This is a genomic window from Pseudomonas sp. C8002 (assembly GCF_013385765.1).
In the GTDB taxonomy this organism is placed as follows: Bacteria; Pseudomonadota; Gammaproteobacteria; order Pseudomonadales; family Pseudomonadaceae; genus Aquipseudomonas.
The window spans coordinates 1-17453 of the sequence record NZ_JACAPJ010000049.1 but is presented as its reverse complement, the minus strand read 5'-3'; the positions used below and the strand labels follow the sequence as shown (position 1 = coordinate 17453).

The window sequence follows — 17453 nt, the reverse complement described above, 5'->3', positions numbered from 1 at the left end:
TCCCTCGTCCGATTCTGCGCCTATAGTATTGGCTGCCCTCTCACCCAAGGAGTTTTGCCATGAGCACCCTACGCACACAAGACGGTACCGAGCTCTACTACAAGGACTGGGGCACCGGCAAACCGGTGCTGTTCAGCCACGGCTGGCCGCTGGATGCCGATATGTGGGAATACCAGATGGAGTACCTGAGCAGCCGCGGCTACCGCACCATCGCGTTCGACCGCCGTGGTTTTGGCCGCTCGGACCAGCCCTGGACCGGTAACGACTACGACACCTTTGCCGACGATATCGCCCAGTTGATCAACCATCTGGATCTGCAGGACGTGACCCTGGTGGGCTTCTCCATGGGCGGCGGCGATGTCAGCCGCTATATCGCCCGCCATGGCAGCGCGCGCGTGGCCGGGCTGGTGTTGCTGGGGGCGGTGACGCCGCTGTTCGGGCAAAAGCCGGATTACCCGCAAGGGGTCGAGATGGCAGCGTTTGACGGGTTCAGGGCCGCGCTGCTGAAGGATCGCGCGCAGTTCCTGGCAGACTTCAATACGCCGTTCTATGGCATCAACAAGGGCCAACAGGTCTCCAGCGGTGTATTGACTCAAACACTGAACATCGCCCTGCTCGCCTCGCTCAAGGCGACGGTGGATTGCGTCACCGCGTTCTCGGAAACCGACTTCCGCCCGGACATGGCCAGGATCGACGTGCCGACCCTGGTTATCCACGGTGATGGCGACCAGATCGTGCCGTTCGAAACGACCGGCAAGGTCGCCGCGCAGATGATCAAAGGCGCGCAGTTGAAGGTGTACAAGGATGCCCCCCATGGTTTTGCGGTGACCCACCAGCAAGCCTTGAACGAAGATCTGCTGGCCTTCCTGCAACGCTGAGCCGATTGCGTTCTCCTGCGACGGCTTATTTCTGGCCGGGCTGACACCCGGCCTTTTCAGGCAGTCGTACTATTCCCCGGTGCCGGCAAACCCCGCGACGATCTCGTCGATCACCACCCGCACCCGGGCGGTGTGCCGCAGGTCGGCATGGGTCACCAGCCACACATCGTAGGGCAACGGCCGCGTACGGTCCGGCCACAGCCGCACCAGACCGTCGCGTTCGCCGGAAACTATCGGAACCTCACCGATACCGACCCCTGCGGCGATGGAGCGGCGTACCAACAGGCTTGAACTCAAGGCCGCAACAATACGTCCGCGTCCCAGCGGCTCGCTGACCAGGGTCAGGTCCTTCTGGCTTTGCAGGTGCGGCTGGTACACCACTAGGTCGTGTCCTTCGAACAGGCTGCCCGGTTCGGGTGCGCCGTGCCGATCGATATACGCTTGCGAGGCAAACAGCCCCACCGGCCAGCGGGCGATGCGCCGGGCGATCAGGTCGGGGTTGTCCGGGCGGGTATTGCGCACCGCGATATCGGCTTCGCGTTTGGCCAGGTTAAGCAACTGGGTCGAAGCGTCCATCTGCACGCGCACGTCAGGGTGCGCATCGTGCAGCCGGGCAATGGCCGGGATCAGGAAATCGATGGCCAGGGAATCGGTGGTGGTCACCCGTACGGTGCCGGTCAGGCGGTCGTCCAGGCCCAGGACCTGGCGCTCCAGGTCGAGGGCCGAGCGCTCCATGTTCTCCACCGATTGCAACGCGGCCTCACCCACGGCGGTCAGCGCATAGCCCTCGGAGGTGCGCAGGAACAATGTTGCGTTCAGGGACTTTTCCAGGGCATTGACCCGTCGGCCCACGGTGGCTTGATCTACCCCCAGCACCCGCGCGGCCCCGCGCAGTGTGGACTCGCGGCACACCGCGAGGAACACCCGCGCATCGTCCCAATTCATGGCTTTCCCCTTCGATGCATTTTTGCATCAGCGTGACGTGTAATCGCAGCATTATTGCATCACTCATCACGGCTATGCTGGGCACCAGAGAAAATACCCAGGATCGCCAGCAGGCTGAACCGCTCGGTGACGGGCGCGGTCCCAACCCACACGTTCATTGCTACAGGTGCGCTCAAATGACTCTGCCCCACGAAATGACCCTGATCGAAATCACCAGCCCCGGCGGCCCCGAAGTCCTGCAACCACGCCAGGAGCCGGTCCCTGTCGCCGGCCCCGGCGAAGTGCTGATCCGCGTGCACGCCGCCGGCGTCAATCGCCCGGACGCCCTGCAACGCGCCGGCACATACCCGATGAAACCCGGCATGAGCCCGATTCCCGGGCTGGAAGTGGCCGGTGTGGTGGTCGCGCTGGGCGAAGGCGTCAGCGAGTACGCGCTGGGCGACAAGGTGTGCGCCCTGACCAATGGCGGCGGTTATGCGCAGTACTGCGCAGTGCCCGCCAGCCAGACCTTGCCGGTTCCCGATGGCCTGGACTGGATTCAGGCGGCAGCGATCCCGGAAACCTTCTTCACCGTATGGGCCAACCTGTTCGGCATCGGCGGTGCGCATAAAGGCCAGCGCGTGTTGATCCATGGCGGCACCAGCGGCATCGGCACCACCGCGCTGATGCTCTGCCGCGAGTTCGGTATCGAAGCGTTCGCCACCGCCGGCAGCGTGGAAAAATGCGCCGCCATCCGCGAGCTGGGAGCCGAGTCGATCAACTACCGGGAACAGAATTTCGCCGAGGTCATCGCTGACAAGACCGCGGGCAAGGGTGTCAATGTGGTCCTCGACATCATGGGTGGCTCCTACCTGAACGACAACATCAGCGCCCTGGCCATGGAAGGTCGCCTGGTGATGCTGGGCTTCCTCGGCGGCGCACGCGCCAAGGACATCGACCTGCTGGCGATCCTCGGCAAACGCGCGATCGTTACCGGCTCGTTGTTGCGCTCACGCACCCGGGAAGAAAAAGCCGCGATTGCCGCACAACTGCGCGAACACGTGTGGCCGGTGCTCTCGGCCGGGCGTTGCCTGCCGATGATCGATGAGGTGTATGCCTATACCGACGCCGCGAAGGCCCATGCGCGCATGGAAGGTGGCGACCATATCGGCAAGATTGTGTTGCGGGTGGATTGATAAACATGCGGAAAAACGGTTTATAACGTCATCAGAACAAAACACTGCGGTTAATGGAGGCTTCATGAAACTGGTCGGCATGCTGGACTCGCCCTACGTGCGCCGCGTGGCCATTTCCCTGGAACTGTACGGCGTCGCGTTCGAACACCAGGCATTGTCGGTGTTCAGCACCTTCGATGAGTTTTCCGGGATCAACCCGGTAGTCAAGGCACCGACGCTGGTGCTCGACGACGGCACGGTGCTGATGGATTCCGGCTTGATCCTCGAGTACCTGGAAGCCCTGGCGCCGGCCGGCAGCCGATTGCTGCCCCCGTCAGCCCCAGCGCTTGCCAGGGATCTGCAAGTGATCGGCCTGGCGCTGGCAGCGTGCGAAAAGACTGTGCAGATCGTCTACGAACATCACCTGCGGCCCGCCGAAAAACTGCATCAGCCGTGGATCGACCGCGTGACCGGGCAACTGCTGGCGGCCTATGCATTATTGGAGGCGCGGGTGGCCGAGCGCGACAGCGACGCGCCGCTGACCCAGGCGAGCCTGACGGTGGCGGTCGCCTGGTCCTTCACCCAGCTGAAGATAGCCGACGTCGTGAAGGCCGATGCGTTTCCCCACTTGCAACGCCACGCGGCCCTCGCCGAGCAGCACCCGGCATTCGGCAAATACCCGATCGAGTAGCCCGTGCCTACCCGGCATACACCGGATAATCGGTGAAGCCCACCTCGGTGCCGCCATACAGGCCGTCCGCGTTCAACGGGTTCAGCGGCCAACCGTTGAGCAGGCGTTGGGGCAAGTCGGGATTGGCAATGTACGGCCGGCCAAACGCGATCAGGTCTGCCAGCCCCGCCTCTACCAACCGCACGCCGCGCTCTGCGGTGTAGCGGCCGGCGTAGATGATCCGGCCGCTGAAGGTGTCACGCACCGCCTGGCGGAACGACTCGGGCAACTCGGGGGCATTGTCCCAGTCGGCTTCGGCAATCGACACGTAGGCGATGCCGGCCGCCTCAAGCACCTTGATCGCCTCGATGTAGGTGTGATGCGGGTCTTCCTCGACGAGGCCGATGTAGACCCGGTCCTGGTCAGTGCCGCTGAACAACGGCGCAAAGCGCACACCCAGGCGCTGCGGGCCGACTACTTCGGCCACCGCCTCGACGATTTCCCGCAGGAACCGCAGGCGATTGTGCAGTGAGCCACCGTATTCATCGTCGCGCTGGTTGGAATGCGCCGAGATGAACTGGTTGACCAGGTAGCCGTTGGCCGAATGAATTTCCACGCCATCGAAGCCTGCGGCCAATGCATTTTTTGCAGCCTGGGCGTAAAGCCCCACCAACTCCTTGACCTCGGCGGTAGCCAGGGCGCGCGGCTCGGGTGGCTGCACCAACTTACCGGTGCCGGGCCCGGTTGCAACGAATGCCTTGGCTTGCTGCGGCTGGATCGCCGACGGCGCAACGGGTGCTGCGCCGTCGGGCTGCAGTTCGTGATGGGACACGCGGCCCACATGCCAAAGCTGGGCGAAGATCACGCCGCCTTCGGCATGCACGGCATCGGTCACGGTACGCCAGCCGTCAATCTGCTCCGGTGTGTAGATGCCCGGGGTCCAGGCGTAACCCTGGCCGCGAGGCTCGATCTGCGTGCCCTCGCTGACCATGAAGCCGGCGGTAGCACGCTGGCGGTAATAAAGCGCCATCAAGTCCGTGGCGATATCACCGGGCTGGGCACTTCGCTGGCGGGTAAGCGGCGGCAGGACGATGCGGTTTTTCAGGGTGTGGTGCCCCAGTTTGATCGGGGTACCTAAAGCGCTGTTGCTCATGGGGGGAAAGTTCCGGATTCAAATTTCAGACAAGCAGAAGCTGCCGGCTCCCGCTCAGGGGAGCCGCCAACAACGTACTTTTGGGGGGGACTCAGCGGGTTACGCGGTCAGCTTCAACAGCGCTTTGGCAACGTCACTGGAACTGGCAGGATTCTGCCCGGTGACCAGCAGGCCATCTTCAATCACAAAGGACTGCCAATCGGCACCCTTCTCATACGTGCCGCCCAGCGCCTTGAAATCATCCTCGATCAGGAACGGCACCACGTCGGTCAGGCCAACCGCTGCTTCTTCAGAGTTGGAGAAGCCGGTGACGCGTCGGCCCTTGACCAGCGGCTCGCCGTTGACCGCCTTGACGTGACGCAAGGCACCCGGGGCGTGGCACACAAAGCCAATCGGCTTGCCCGCACGCTCGAAGGCTTCGATCAGGGCGATGGAGGTTTTCGACTCTGCCAGGTCCCACAGCGGGCCGTGGCCGCCTGGGTAGAACACGGTGTCGAAGTCGCCGGCGTTGACCGACTCCAGCTTCACGGTGGTGGCCAGGGCCTGTTGCGCCGCCGGGTCAGCGGCGAAGCGGCGGGTCTGGTCGGTTTGCGAATCCGGCAGGTCGCTGACCGGGTCCAGGGGCGGCTGCCCACCGGCCGGCGAAGCCAGGGTCACGTCGGCCCCGGCGTCCTTGAACGCGTAGTAGGGAGCAGCAAATTCTTCGAGCCAGAACCCGGTCTTGCGGCCGGTGTTGCCAAGCTGGTCGTGAGAAGTCAAAACCATCAATACTTTCATGTGCCAGTGCCTCGGGGTGATGTGGGTTGGAATGGAATCAAGCTTAAGAGCCGGGCCAAAACCGCACAATGTCATGTCCGCAAGGATTCCGGACATTGCGCCAAGGCGGTTGCCGTTTCCCTGGCACACGCCGACAATCACCGCTCCGCGCCCCCTGGAGAGATGAGATGCACAGCATTGCGCTGATGGTGTACCCGAACTTTCAATCCTTGAGCCTCAGCCTGGGCTCGGTGTTCGAGTGCGCGAATCTGCTGCGTGGCGAGCAGGCGTATGAATTTCACCTGGTGTCGGAAAGTGGCGGCCCGATCATGACGTCCCAGGGCTTCTCGGTGAACAGCACGCCGATCCGGCCCGAGGGCTATGACACATTGATCGTCAGCGGTTACCTGGAGTTCCAACTGCCTGACGCCAGCCTGCCGAGGCTGGTCCAGGCGGCGTCCAAACAGTCGCGGCGGATTGCTTCGTTGTGCATGGGCATCTTCGTGCTGGCCGAGGCCGGATTGCTCGAAGGCAAGCGCGCCACCACCCACTGGCTGCACGCACCGGCCTTTGCCAAGCGCTACCCGCAGATTCGCCTGGAGGAAGACAAGCTGTTCGTGGTCGACGGCCAGATCTGGACCGGTGCTGGCATGAGCGCCGGGGTGGACCTGGCGCTGGCGATGGTGGAGAACGACCTGGGCAGCGACCTCGCCCGCCGCATCGCGCGCAAGCTGGTGATTGCCCAGCGCCGTGGCAGCGAACAGTCGCAGCTATCGGCGTTGCTGGAACTCGACCCCAAGTCCGACCGTGTGCAGTTGGCCCTGGCCTACGCCCGGGAGAACCTGACCCACGACCTTTCGGTCGAGGCCCTGGCGGCCGTGGCGCGGCTCAGCCCACGCCAGTTCAGCCGGGTGTTTCGCGAGGAGACCGGGCAAACCCCGGCCAAGGCCATCGAATCCCTGCGGGTGGAAGCCGCCCGGGCAATGATGGAAACCAGTCGGCATCCGGTGGAAGTGGTCGCCCGCGAGACCGGGTTCGGTGATCGCGAGCGCATGCGCCAGGCGTTCCTGCGGGCGTTCGGCCAGCCGCCACAGGCGATGCAGGCGGCATTGTTCAGTGCAGGGGCTGGCGCCGCGTTCAGTTGATGGTTCAGTGCAACGCTGCGCGCGTCACCAGGAAGCTCAGCAAATTCGGCTCATCATCCAACTCGATGGCCTGCACCGGGCGCGGCAGGTTATCCAACACCGTGCGCCAGAACGCCTGGCTCACTTCATCCTGATCATAGAAACGCACCAGCCAGTTCGCCTCGCCGCTGCTCAACACCTGAGTGGCGATGGCGCGGCCAATGCCCTTGCGGCGGTAGCGTTTGAGGATGAACAGGTCCGCCAGTTCCAGCGCATCGATCCCCGGCAACTCGCTGCCTTCGATCAGCAGGAAGCCGGCGATGAAGCCGTCGACCAGCAGCAGGTTGGCACTCCACTGCGGGTCTTCCCAGTAGCGGGCCAGGTGCTCCTCATGGATGTAGAAGCGACCGTCCACCTCGACATCTTCCTGTTCCCAGTCCGAGGACTCGTAGGCGTAGAACTGGTAAAGGTTGGCGATCAACGTGGCGTGTTCCGGGCCGGTCTCGATCAGTTCGACGGTAGTATCGGGGATTGCAGGCATGGGCATCTCGGCAAAAAAACAGGCCGTCATTGTCAACAAAGCCACCTGCAATGCCAATACACCGGCCAAGCTTTCTGCTTGCTGAACCGATCGCGCTTTTCTCGTGTCAACGACAAAATCGTTACAAAGTTAGACTAAACTCCGCGTCACTTCCCTCCCCTTGCTTTCAGGATAAGTACTTTGACAAACGTCTGCACCAGCGGCCTCGATGTCGGCTTTGCGTCCCTGGATTACCTGCAAATAGGCATCCTGGGCATCATTCAGGGCATCACCGAATTGTTGCCCGTGTCTTCCACCGCCCACATGCGCATCGTGCCCGCCCTGCTCGGCTGGCCGGATCCCGGCTCGGCGTTTTCCGCAGCCATGCAGTTGGCCGCACTGGCAGCAGTGGTCAGTTACTTCTGGAAGGATGTACGCCAGGTCACGGTCGGCAGCATCACTGCGGTGCGCCAGGGTGACTACAACAACCAGTGGTTCAAGCTGGCGGTGGCCATTGTGCTGGCGACGATTCCGATCGGGATCGCCGGGATAGCCTTGTCGTCGACCCTCAACTCCTGCAACTCGCCGCTGCGCGGGCTGATGGTGATCGGGATTTCCTGCCTGGTGATGGCGGTGCTGCTGGCGGCGGCTGAACTCAGCGCGAGGCATAAGCGCACGGTGGGCGAAATGCGCCTGCGGGATGCGCTGATTGTCGGCATTGCGCAGATCGGCGCGCTGATTCCAGGGGTTTCCCGCTCGGGCTCGACCCTGACCGCCGCACTGTTCCTCAACTTCAAGCGTGAAGAAGCGGCGCGGTTTTCGTTCCTGCTGGGCTTGCCGGCGATCGCCCTCGCGGGGCTGAAAGAGCTGTGGGTATTGTTCCACGCCGACCTGCCCGCCCACGCCTGGCCGCACCTGATCTTCGGGCTGGTGGTCGCCAGTGTGTCGGCGTTCTTCGCGATCTGGGGCCTGATGAAGTTCCTGGAGCGATTCTCCACCTGGCCGTTCGTGATCTACCGCGCGGTGCTGGGGGTTTTCCTGATTGTGGCGGTGAGCACCGGGCTGTTGGCCTAAGGCGCGCGGTCGGCCAGTTCTTCGAGCAAATCCGCTGACGGTATGAAGAACAGGCCGCCGGTGACCGCCGTGCTGAAGTCCAGCAGGCGGTCATAGTTGCCGACCGGTCGGCCGACAAACATGTTCTCCAGCATCAACTCCAAAGGCTCTGGCGAGCGCGCGTAGCCGATAAAGTACGTCCCGAATTCCCCCGCGCCCGGCCGGCCAAAGGGCATGTTGTCCCGCAGGATCTTCACTTCCTCGCCGTCCTTGGTGATGGTGGTCAGCGCACTGTGGGAGTTGCTCGGCTTGGTCGCATCGTCGAGCTCGATGTCCGACAGCTTGGTGCGCCCGATCACCCGCTCCTGCGCCTCCACCGACAATTCATTCCAGGCCTGCATATTGTGCAGGTACTTCTGCACCATTACATAGCTGCCGCCGCTGAACGCCGGATCCTCATCACCGACGATGGTGAAACCCACCGCCTTGCGCCCGACCGGGTTCTCGGTGCCGTCGACAAAACCGATGATGCTGCGCATGTCGAAATAGCGGAAACCCTGGACCTCGTCCACCACCGTCACCGCATCCCCCAGCGCCGCCATCAACTGGGTGGCCAATTCGAAACACAGGTCCATCTGCTCGGCACGAATGTGCAGCAGGATATCCCCCGGCGTGGCCGGCGCCAGGCGCCCGGCCACGCCCACTTCCTTGAACGGATGCAACGCTGCTGGCCGCGGCCCCCCGAACAGCGCGTCCCACGCCTTGGAGCCAAACCCTGCGACACACGTCAGGTTGCCCGCCGGTACACGCTTGCCGACCGAGCGCACCAGGCCGGCGATATCGGCGCACCAGCTGCGCACCGCCTCAGCCGAGTCACTGCCAGGCGCCAGGGTCGCGACCATGAAAATGGCGCTGCTGGTGATCGGGCTGCAGACGGATTGGGGTTCAAGGTTTTGATCGGATGGCGATGTCATTGAGAGGTCCACGGGTGGCGGTCGAGATTCAACGAGCGCAGATTAGCAGACACTGAGTTAAAGTGCGGCTGCCTGGAGTTGCGCCGCCTGATACAACGCGTCAGCAGTTTCTTGAATATCTTCACACTGCCACAACTTGCCCAACCACTCGGACGGAATGCCCTGCACGCCGTAATACGCGCCCGCCAACTGACCCACGATCGCTGCGGTAGTGTCGGCGTCATCCCCCAGGTTTGCGGCAGCCAACACAGCCTCGGCAAAGCTGTTGGTGTGATGAAAACACCATAGCGCCGCTTCAAGCGAAGCCACTGCGTAGCCAGAACCCACGATGTCACTGCGCGCCTTGTCGAGGTAGTGCCCATCAGCAATGTCCGCAACTTTGGATTCGCTCAACTCCAGGTAGCCGACCTGCAATACCTGCGGTTTCGAATCCCCCCGCAGCGCATTCGCAATACACTCAGCCAGCACGAGGCAACATTCAATCGCCTCCATCGCGCCATGGGTCGTGCGGGAACTGTCGACGGTAAACTCACGCAGGCGCTCGGCATCCGGAAAATAGAACAGCACCACCGGCGCCAGGCGCATCATCGACCCGTTACCCGCTGAGTAAGGATCGGTGGAGCCCGCGAACGGGTCACCGGTGTACTGATACTCCGCCAATGCCTCACGAACCGTCGTGCCAATATCGAAACATTCACCCGTCGAGCTAAGGTAGCCCCACTTCCACCAGTTCAGATAACGGCCCATCTGATCGGCAGCGTCAAAACCATTCTTGCGCAGCAGGCTTTCGGCCAGACAAAGCGCCATGGACGTGTCATCCGTCCACTGGCCCGGTAACAGTTGAAAGGGCCCACCACCAACCATATCGATGACAGGGGCAAACGACCCACGGCGCATGAACTCAACAGTAGTCCCTACTGCATCACCGCACGCCAGGCCAAGCAGGCTGCCGCGGTAACGCTCTGAAAGCATCATCAATCTCACTCCTTTGCACAATTAACACCCTGACAGGAGAACCATACCGTAGCTTTCCGTTCAATGGGTTGCTGTGCATTTCTATGGGAAATTTCCCACTCAGGCACTCCCCTACCCCTGCCTCCCGATGGTAGTGTGTGAAATTGTTTCTGACCTTTCGATCAGACATTTCTCACTCACTCCCTGCAAAGGAATGCCCCCAGCAATGGATTTTTCCCTCAAGCAACTGGCCGTAGCCACCCTGATGGCCGCCAGCCTTTCGGTGTTCACCACCCAAGCTCAAGCCAACCTCACCCCACAACAGAACGCCGTCATCCTGAAGACCTTCAGCGATGCCTCGGTCAAGGATTTCCGGCAGTTCCTCGCCAGCCTGGCCAAGAGTGACGTGGCCAAGAGCGACAACCTCGGCCCGGCCATCAGTGCCTTTCTCGACAACAAGGACCTGAGCGCCGACCAGCAGAATGAAATCCATCGTCTGCTGGGCCTGTATGCGCGGGTTAAGTACGGCGCCGCCGCCACTGAAACCCTGCGTGAGCTGGTAGAGATCCCGACCTTCCAGGTCGCCGGCGTGGCCCAGCACGACAATCCCGAGTTCATCAAGATCGCCGCCAAGATCAAGAGCCTGGCCGAGTCGTTCAACCTGAACTTCCGCAACATCGACAACCGCGTCTACGAGATTTCCCTGGAAGGCAGCGGCGATGAAGTGGTCGGCATCCACGCTCACGCGGACGTGGTACCGGTAACCCCGGAAAACTGGGTGCTCAAGGACGGCACCAAGCTCGACCCATTCAAGGTCACGCTGATCGGCGACCGGATGTATGGTCGCGGCACCGAGGATGACAAGAACGGCATCGTGGTGGCGATGTACGCGATGAAGGTGATCAAGGAAGAGAAGCTGCCGCTGGCGCGCAATTTCAAGCTGCTGGTGGACACCACCGAGGAAACCTCCGGCGACGCGATCCCGTACTACTTCGAGCACAACCCAACGCCCAACTACAACCTGGCGCTGGACGGCGGCTACCCGGTGGTGATCGCCGAGAAAGGCTACGGCACGGTCATGGCCAAGTTCCCCAAGCGCAAGGCTGAAGGCCAAGGCGCAGAAATCATCTCGATGACCGGCGGCAAGGCCACCAACCAGATTCCGTCGGCGTCGGTGGTGACATTGCTCAGCGACAAGCCTGCCGAACTGGCCGCCAGCCTGCAAAAGGCCGGCAGCGAGTACGCCAAGCGCAATGGCGGCGACTTTGAAGTGGCGGCCAAGGTCGTCGGCAAGGACGTTCAGTTGACCGTCACTGGCGTGTCCGCCCACTCCTCCGAACCGGAATCCGGGGTGAACCCGGTAGCCAGGGTCCTCGACTTCCTCAACAGCCTCGACGGCAAGGTCGCGCTCAAGCACAACCAGTTCACCGACGCCGCGCACTACGCCGCCAACAACTGGGGCCTGGATTACCTGGGCGCCAAGCTGGGCGTGGGCTTCTCCGATGCGTTCATGGGCCCGCTGACCACCTCGCTGACCTATGTGGGCGAAGATGACACTACCTTCAAGCTGGCGGTCAACCTGCGGGTGCCAAAGGGCAAGTCACCGGAAGCGCTCAAGGCCGAAATCGCCGACAAGCTCAGCGCCTGGACCAAGAAAAACCACGTGGCTGTGACCTTCGATTACTCGATCGCCGAGCCGATGTACCGCAACCCTGAGGGCGAGTGGGTCAAGGCGCTGTTGGCGGTGGCCAGCGAGAACCTGGGCATGGAGCACAAGTACGGCACGTCTGCCGGCGCTACCTCGGTGCATGAGCTGCCCAACGGCGTGCAATTCGGCCTGGCACGGCCGGAGGTCAAGTACACCGGCCATACCGACAACGAGTTCAAGACCGTCGACCAGTTCCTGCTGGACCTGCAGATCGTCACCGAAATGATGGGCCGCATCGGGCAACTGCCAAAGCTCTGACCTGCCCTTCGGACCCGCCGCCCTGGCGGGTCCACTAAGCGATACGCCAGCCTTTCGACGCCCGCCGCTGCGCGAGGAACCGGGCATAGCGCCCTTGCCTTGCGGTCAATTGCTCAGGCGTGCCCTGCTCCACGATCCGGCCTTCATCGAGCACCACGATCTGGTCGGCCATCACCACCGTCGACAACTGATGCGCGATCACGATCAGCGTGCATGTGCCGCGCAAGCGTGCCAGGGTTTCGGCGATGACCGCCTGGTTCTCGGCGTCCAGTGCTGCCGTGGCTTCGTCCACCAGCAGGATCGGCGCGCCCTTGATCAACGCACGGGCGATCGCGACACGCTGACGCTCGCCACCGGACAGGCGTGCCCCGCCCTCACCCACCGTGGTCGACAGGCCCATGGGCAGGCGCTCGATAATCGCCTGCACACCGGCCTGCCGCGCGGCCTCCAACACTTGTGCGTCGCTGGCGTCGGGTTTGCCGAGGCGAATGTTGTCGGCGATGCTGCCCTGGAACAGGTACGTGTCCTGGAAGATCTGGCTGATCTGCGCGTTGAGCTGCTCGCCGGACATCTGTCGCACGTCCACGCCACCGATACACACCTGGCCCTGGCTGACCTCGAAAAACCGCGCGACCAATCGCAATAGCGTGGTCTTGCCTGAGCCGCAAGCCCCTACCAGCGCCGTCATGCTGCCGGGCTCGATACGCAGGTTCACCCCGCGCAGCACGTCCCTTGAACCGGCCGCGTGGCGAAAGCTCACATCGAACAATTCCACCGAGGCATCCCGTGGCGATTGCGGCGCGCTCGGCGCCTTCAGGGGCGACGCGGCCAATATCTCGCGCACCGCCTCAAGCTGCACCCCGGCACCGCGCAACGTTTCGCCATAGCCGGCCACCTCCAGCAACGGGTCAATGAAGCGGCTGACCAGCAACAGCGACACCATCACCGCAATCACCGAGCCCACGTGCAAGGCATTTCCCAGGTAAGCGTCAAGCCAGAGCGCGGCGGCGATCAACAAGGCCGCGAACACCACCTGCACCAGCCACATGTTCAGCAGAATCGAGGTGGCGGACAGCAGGATCAGGCGCGCCCCGGTCGCGTGCTGCTGCTCGATCGCCCGTTGCAGGAACACCGAGCTGCCGCCGCCACTGAAGGCACGCAACACCGACTGCGACTGGGCGAACTCCAGCATGCGCTGGCTGGTGTCGGCCGAGCTGCGCTGGAACGCCCGGTCGGCGCGCCGCCCAAGGCGGGCGCTGAGCCAGAACGCGCCGCCGAGAATCGGCAACGCCAGCAAGGCGATCAGGCCCATTTTCAAGTGCAGCACAAACAACGCCAGTACCAGCACCAATGGCGTCACCACGCCGCTGAGCACCGGAGTAAATACATGGGCCGGCAGCTGAGCCACGGCCATCATGCCCTGGGTCACCACCTGGTTGAGCCGCGCCGTGTTATCAGGCGTGAACCAACCGACAGGCAGTTCGGCCACATGGTCGCCGATGCGCTGGCGCCCGCCTTGCAGCACCGCCACACCCACCGCGACGCCAGCCTTTTCAACCTCGCGTCGCGTGGCCCAACACGTCGCCACCGCCGCCAGGAACACCACCAGCCACAACGCCGCTTCGGCCAGATCACCGTTGAGCATGTCGGTGAGTACCGGCACCAGGGCGGCGAGGGTCAGCCCGCACAGCGCACCGTAGAACATCACTTTCCCGACATAGCGACGGAAGACCGGCCCGTCATCGCCCAACAGTTCGATAAAGGTTTTCAGCATGTCGGCAGCGCCTGTTCGCGGGTCTGTTTGTAACCGCCCGACGCCCACAGGCGCGCATAACGGCCCTCTTGCGCGATCAGTCGAGGATGGGTGCCCTGTTCAACAATACGGCCGTTTTCCAGCACGATGATGTGGTCGGCGTGCATCACGGTATCGAGGCGATGGGCAATCACCAACAACGTGCGCCCTTGGGCGAAGCGCGACAGCGCCTCCTGGATTGCCACCTCGTTTGCAGCATCGGCGGCGGCCGTGGGTTCATCCAGCACCAGCACCGGCGGCGCCAGCAATACTGCGCGGGCGATGCTGATACGCTGCTGCTCGCCACCGGACAACTGCGCGTCCTCGCCGATCACCGAGGCATAGCCCCGTGGCAAGCCGATGATGCACTCATGAATATTCGCGGCCCGTGCCGCCGCCTCGATTTCCTTGCGGCTGGCGCTGGGCCGGCCGAGGGCGATGTTTTCGGCAACGCTGGCGTGGACCAGGCGCACCTCTTGCAGCACAAAGCCGATCAGGTTGTAGAGCTGCGAGGTCTCGATCTGCCGCAGGTCGACGCCGCCCAGGGTGATACGCCCCTCGGTCGGGTCAAAAAACCGCAGCAGCAGGCGCGCCAGGGTCGACTTGCCCGAACCCGAGGCGCCGACGATGGCGGTTACGGTGCCAGGCTTGAGGGTAAAGCTGATGTTCGACAGTACCGGGTGCTGCGGGTCGTAGGCGTACCCGAGGTTTTCGACGCGTACTTCGGCGTCCTTGGGCAAGCGTTCGCACCCCGGCTCCACCTGCGCCAGCACCGGCGTCGCCAGCAGTGCCTGCACGCGCTGGGCCGCGCCGGTGGCGTTGTCCAGATCATGCACGATGTAACTCAGCAGCAGCAGTGGCGCGCAAATACCCGGTGCGACAATGGCGAACGGCAGCACCTCCACCGCGCTGATCCAGCCCAGGCTGACAAACACCAGGCCAAACGTCAGCACCATGGCGAGCACCGTCACCGGGGCGATCATCGCGTTGGCATTGGCCATCGTCCCCACCAGTGGACGGGTGAACTCAACGAAGGCTTCGCTGAACTCATCTACCGCCTTGCGGTAACTGGCGTGGGCCTTGCCGGTGGCACCGAAGGCCTTGACCACCGGAATGCCGTTGACGAACTCGACCACCGCGTTATTGACCCGGGTCATGCGCTCGACAAAGGACTGCATGTGGCTGCCGCTGGCTTTCATCGCCCGGGTAAAAAACAGCAAAAACCCCGGAAACGGCAACAGCGAGACCAGCGCCATGCGCCAGTCCACCATGAACAGATAAGCCGCCGACAGCAGCACGGCCCCGGCACAACGGCCCACGGTGGTGTAGAAATGCGCAGTCAGGCTGTGCAGGGTGCCGATGTCATCCTGCATCGCCTGCTTGACCTCGCCCGACGCCCGCTCGGTGAACCAGCCCAGCGGCACCTGGCTCAGGCGCTGGGCGATGGCCAGGCGCAAGTGGCGAGTGATGTGGTTGTCGGCCAGGTGCGCGACCGTCTCCGCAACTGTCATCAACAGCAGGCCCGCGAACAGGCTCGCCAGGCTGAGGCTGATGGTCAACCAGACCTCGCCCGATGCCTGGGCCATCGACGGCGCGCCGAGGGCGACCCTGGCGATATGCACAATGCCCCCCAGCGGCACCAGCGTCAGCATACTGCCCACACCGGCCAGCAGTGCCGCAGCGATCAGTCGCCCGCGCACCGGCCGCAACACTTGCGAGACCGCGCCGCGCCCCCTGGGTTTGGCCGCAGCCACATCCTTGTTACTCATGAAGTCTCCCTGACTGAATGAGCCTTTGCTCGCCCTTACCTTATCTTCCGAACGAGCGGCCAAAACCCTCAATCGAAACCTCAAGGAATTTTCAGGCAGGGGCGCGGACCGTCACCCAATAGCGGGTGCGCCGCACCACCTGGATCGGCAACGCGGCGGCCAGGTTGTCCAGCGCCAGGTCGGTATTGTCCAGGTGCAATACACCGCTGACCCGCAGCATCGCCACCTCAGGCGCACAGCGCAGTACACCGCGGCGGTAGCGTCCCAGCTCGGCGATCAGTTCGTCGAGCCGGGTGCCATCGGCCACCAACAGGCCCTTGACCCAGGCGATGCTGCGGTCAGTCACCGCCGCAGTCGGCTGCACCGTGTCCCTGGAAACCGTGGCGCCTTGACCTGCCTCCACCCGCGCACCTGCGCCATGGTCGGGCTGCACCTGCACGGCGCCCTCAAGCACGGCCAACTGGCAGTTGCCGTCGTCGCATTGGCGCAGGCTGAAGCGCGTGCCCAGGGCATGAAACACGCCCTGGCGACTCTGCACCCGAAACGGCCGGGGTGACGGCGCGGTCGTGATGAAGACCTCGCCGGCCCGCAGCAGCACCAGGCGCTGGTCGTCATCGAACTGCACGTCAATTGCTGAAGCCGGGCCCAATACCAGGCGGGTACCGTCGGGCAATACCACTTCGCGAACTTCGCCGGTGCGGGTGCTATGGCCGGCACTCGCCAGTTGCCAGGCGTCGGTGTGGCGCACGCCGTAGGTGAGGCCACCGGCTGCGACCAACAGGCCCAGCAGGAGCAGGGTGCTCCGGCGATCGGGGGAGTCGGGAGCGTCGGGTTCGGCCAGGCTGTGCCTGGCCACCGGCGCGGGGATGCTGTGGAGTTTTTGTTCGAAGCCCAGCAGGCGCGTCCAGGCCAGTTCGTGATGGGGGTGTTCGGCGCGCCAGTGCAGGCAGTTGGCGTGGTCTTCGGCGCTGGCGTCATCGGCCCACAGGCGGGCCATCCAGGCGGCGGCGCGCTCGATGATATCCGGGGAGATTGGCTGCTCGGTCGACATTGCGAGGGTCAGCCGTACAGGGTCTGGTAGCAGGCCAGCAGGCCGGCGGCGATGTACTTTTCCACCGAGGAGACGGAGACCTGGAGCTCGGCGGCGATCTCGCGGTAGCTCAGGCCATCGAGCTTGCACAGCAACAGGGCCTGGCGCGCCTTGGGTGGCAGGCTGTGCAGGGCGGCGTCGATTTGGATCAGGGCCTCGATGGCCAGGGCGCGGGTTTCTTCATCGGGGGCACAGGGTTCGGGCAACAGGGCCAGGGCTTGCAGGTAGGCGGATTCGATCTGGCGGCGGCGGTAGAGGTCGATGACCAGGCCGTTGGCGATCTGGGTCAGGTGCCGCCGGGATTCGGCGGTGGGCGGGAGTTGGCCCTTGCGCATGAGTTGCAGGTAGACGTCGTGGGCCAGGTCGGCGGCGTCGAATGCGTTGCCCAGCTTGCGCCGCAACAGGGTACGTAGCCAGGCGTTGTGGTCGACGTATAGATTTTCAACCTGGCGTTGAAAGGCGAACTGTCCGATGTTCACAAACCTCTCCTTTTACCCAATGGGCCCGGGGGTGCTGGGGCGATTGGGCTGGTAATGATTTGCAAGACTATCGGCTCTGGGCTGCGGGTGCAATGCGGGGGGATGGCGGGGGGGATGGCGGGGTTATGGGTACATATCCGTTGCTGCGGTCACGGCTGCTATTGGTTCCGCTCTTA

General features: G+C 63.5%; 16 protein-coding genes. 6 read left to right on the top strand and 10 right to left on the bottom strand.

Going from position 1 to position 17453, the window contains the following annotated elements; genetic code table 11:
- Positions 1–59 precede the first annotated feature (59 nt).
- Positions 60–878, top strand: coding sequence for an alpha/beta fold hydrolase (locus tag HX814_RS30755; RefSeq protein ID WP_177010056.1), 819 nt, complete (start codon positions 60–62; stop codon positions 876–878).
- Between the two features lie 69 nt (positions 879–947).
- On the opposite strand, the gene HX814_RS30750 is transcribed toward HX814_RS30755, so the two are convergent.
- The gene (locus HX814_RS30750; protein WP_177010057.1) at positions 948–1823 is read right to left on the bottom strand and encodes a LysR family transcriptional regulator; all 876 of its coding nucleotides are present in this window, start codon (positions 1821–1823) and stop codon (positions 948–950) included.
- A gap of 176 nt (positions 1824–1999) precedes the next feature.
- Here HX814_RS30750 and HX814_RS30745 point away from each other — a divergent pair, with 176 nt between their 5' ends.
- Both HX814_RS30745 and HX814_RS30740 read left to right on the top strand, forming a co-directional pair.
- A complete protein-coding gene (locus tag HX814_RS30745) occupies positions 2000–2998 on the top strand; it encodes an NAD(P)H-quinone oxidoreductase (RefSeq protein ID WP_177010058.1) in 999 nt (332 codons plus the stop codon).
- Positions 2999–3062: 64 nt separating this feature from the next.
- The gene (locus tag HX814_RS30740) at positions 3063–3668 is read left to right on the top strand and encodes a glutathione S-transferase (protein WP_177010059.1); all 606 of its coding nucleotides are present in this window, start codon (positions 3063–3065) and stop codon (positions 3666–3668) included.
- Between the two features lie 7 nt (positions 3669–3675).
- Here HX814_RS30740 and HX814_RS30735 read toward each other — a convergent pair whose 3' ends face one another.
- Both HX814_RS30735 and HX814_RS30730 read right to left on the bottom strand, forming a co-directional pair.
- Positions 3676–4800, bottom strand: a complete 1125-nt coding sequence (locus HX814_RS30735; RefSeq protein ID WP_177010060.1) for an alkene reductase — start codon at positions 4798–4800, stop codon at positions 3676–3678.
- Positions 4801–4899: 99 nt separating this feature from the next.
- Positions 4900–5577, bottom strand: coding sequence for a type 1 glutamine amidotransferase domain-containing protein (locus HX814_RS30730; RefSeq protein ID WP_177010061.1), 678 nt, complete (start codon positions 5575–5577; stop codon positions 4900–4902).
- 167 nt (positions 5578–5744) lie between these two features.
- Here HX814_RS30730 and HX814_RS30725 point away from each other — a divergent pair, with 167 nt between their 5' ends.
- Positions 5745–6701, top strand: a complete 957-nt coding sequence (locus tag HX814_RS30725) for a GlxA family transcriptional regulator (protein WP_003220105.1) — start codon at positions 5745–5747, stop codon at positions 6699–6701.
- Between the two features lie 4 nt (positions 6702–6705).
- On the opposite strand, the gene HX814_RS30720 is transcribed toward HX814_RS30725, so the two are convergent.
- Complete coding sequence (locus tag HX814_RS30720; RefSeq protein ID WP_032898758.1) at positions 6706–7212, bottom strand: GNAT family N-acetyltransferase; 507 nt, start codon at positions 7210–7212, stop codon at positions 6706–6708.
- Positions 7213–7401: 189 nt separating this feature from the next.
- On the opposite strand from HX814_RS30720, the gene HX814_RS30715 reads away from it, so the two are divergent.
- Positions 7402–8274, top strand: coding sequence for an undecaprenyl-diphosphate phosphatase (locus HX814_RS30715; RefSeq protein WP_003220102.1), 873 nt, complete (start codon positions 7402–7404; stop codon positions 8272–8274).
- Here HX814_RS30715 and HX814_RS30710 read toward each other — a convergent pair.
- Positions 8271–9227 (bottom strand): Dyp-type peroxidase, encoded by a 957-nt coding sequence (locus HX814_RS30710; RefSeq protein WP_003220100.1) that lies wholly within the window; start codon positions 9225–9227, stop codon positions 8271–8273. The genes HX814_RS30715 and HX814_RS30710 overlap by 4 nt on opposite strands.
- A 57-nt stretch (positions 9228–9284) precedes the next feature.
- Positions 9285–10202, bottom strand: a complete 918-nt coding sequence (locus HX814_RS30705) for an ADP-ribosylglycohydrolase family protein (RefSeq protein ID WP_177010062.1) — start codon at positions 10200–10202, stop codon at positions 9285–9287.
- A gap of 205 nt (positions 10203–10407) precedes the next feature.
- On the opposite strand from HX814_RS30705, the gene HX814_RS30700 reads away from it, so the two are divergent.
- Positions 10408–12147: a dipeptidase gene (locus HX814_RS30700; protein WP_177010063.1), complete on the top strand. Its 1740-nt coding sequence runs from the start codon at positions 10408–10410 to the stop codon at positions 12145–12147.
- A gap of 34 nt (positions 12148–12181) precedes the next feature.
- Here the strand turns inward: HX814_RS30700 and HX814_RS30695 are convergent, their stop codons facing one another.
- From HX814_RS30695 to HX814_RS30680, 4 genes are all read right to left on the bottom strand, one after another.
- On the bottom strand, positions 12182–13921 hold the full coding sequence (locus HX814_RS30695; RefSeq protein ID WP_177010064.1) for an ABC transporter ATP-binding protein: 1740 nt from the start codon (positions 13919–13921) through the stop codon (positions 12182–12184).
- Positions 13915–15708, bottom strand: coding sequence for an ABC transporter ATP-binding protein (locus tag HX814_RS30690; RefSeq protein ID WP_102368724.1), 1794 nt, complete (start codon positions 15706–15708; stop codon positions 13915–13917). The genes HX814_RS30695 and HX814_RS30690 overlap by 7 nt, the downstream gene beginning before the upstream one ends.
- A 91-nt stretch (positions 15709–15799) precedes the next feature.
- The gene (locus tag HX814_RS30685) at positions 15800–16759 is read right to left on the bottom strand and encodes a FecR domain-containing protein (RefSeq protein WP_177010065.1); all 960 of its coding nucleotides are present in this window, start codon (positions 16757–16759) and stop codon (positions 15800–15802) included.
- 8 nt (positions 16760–16767) lie between these two features.
- Complete coding sequence (locus HX814_RS30680) at positions 16768–17277, bottom strand: sigma-70 family RNA polymerase sigma factor (protein WP_008431452.1); 510 nt, start codon at positions 17275–17277, stop codon at positions 16768–16770.
- Positions 17278–17453 lie beyond the last annotated feature (176 nt).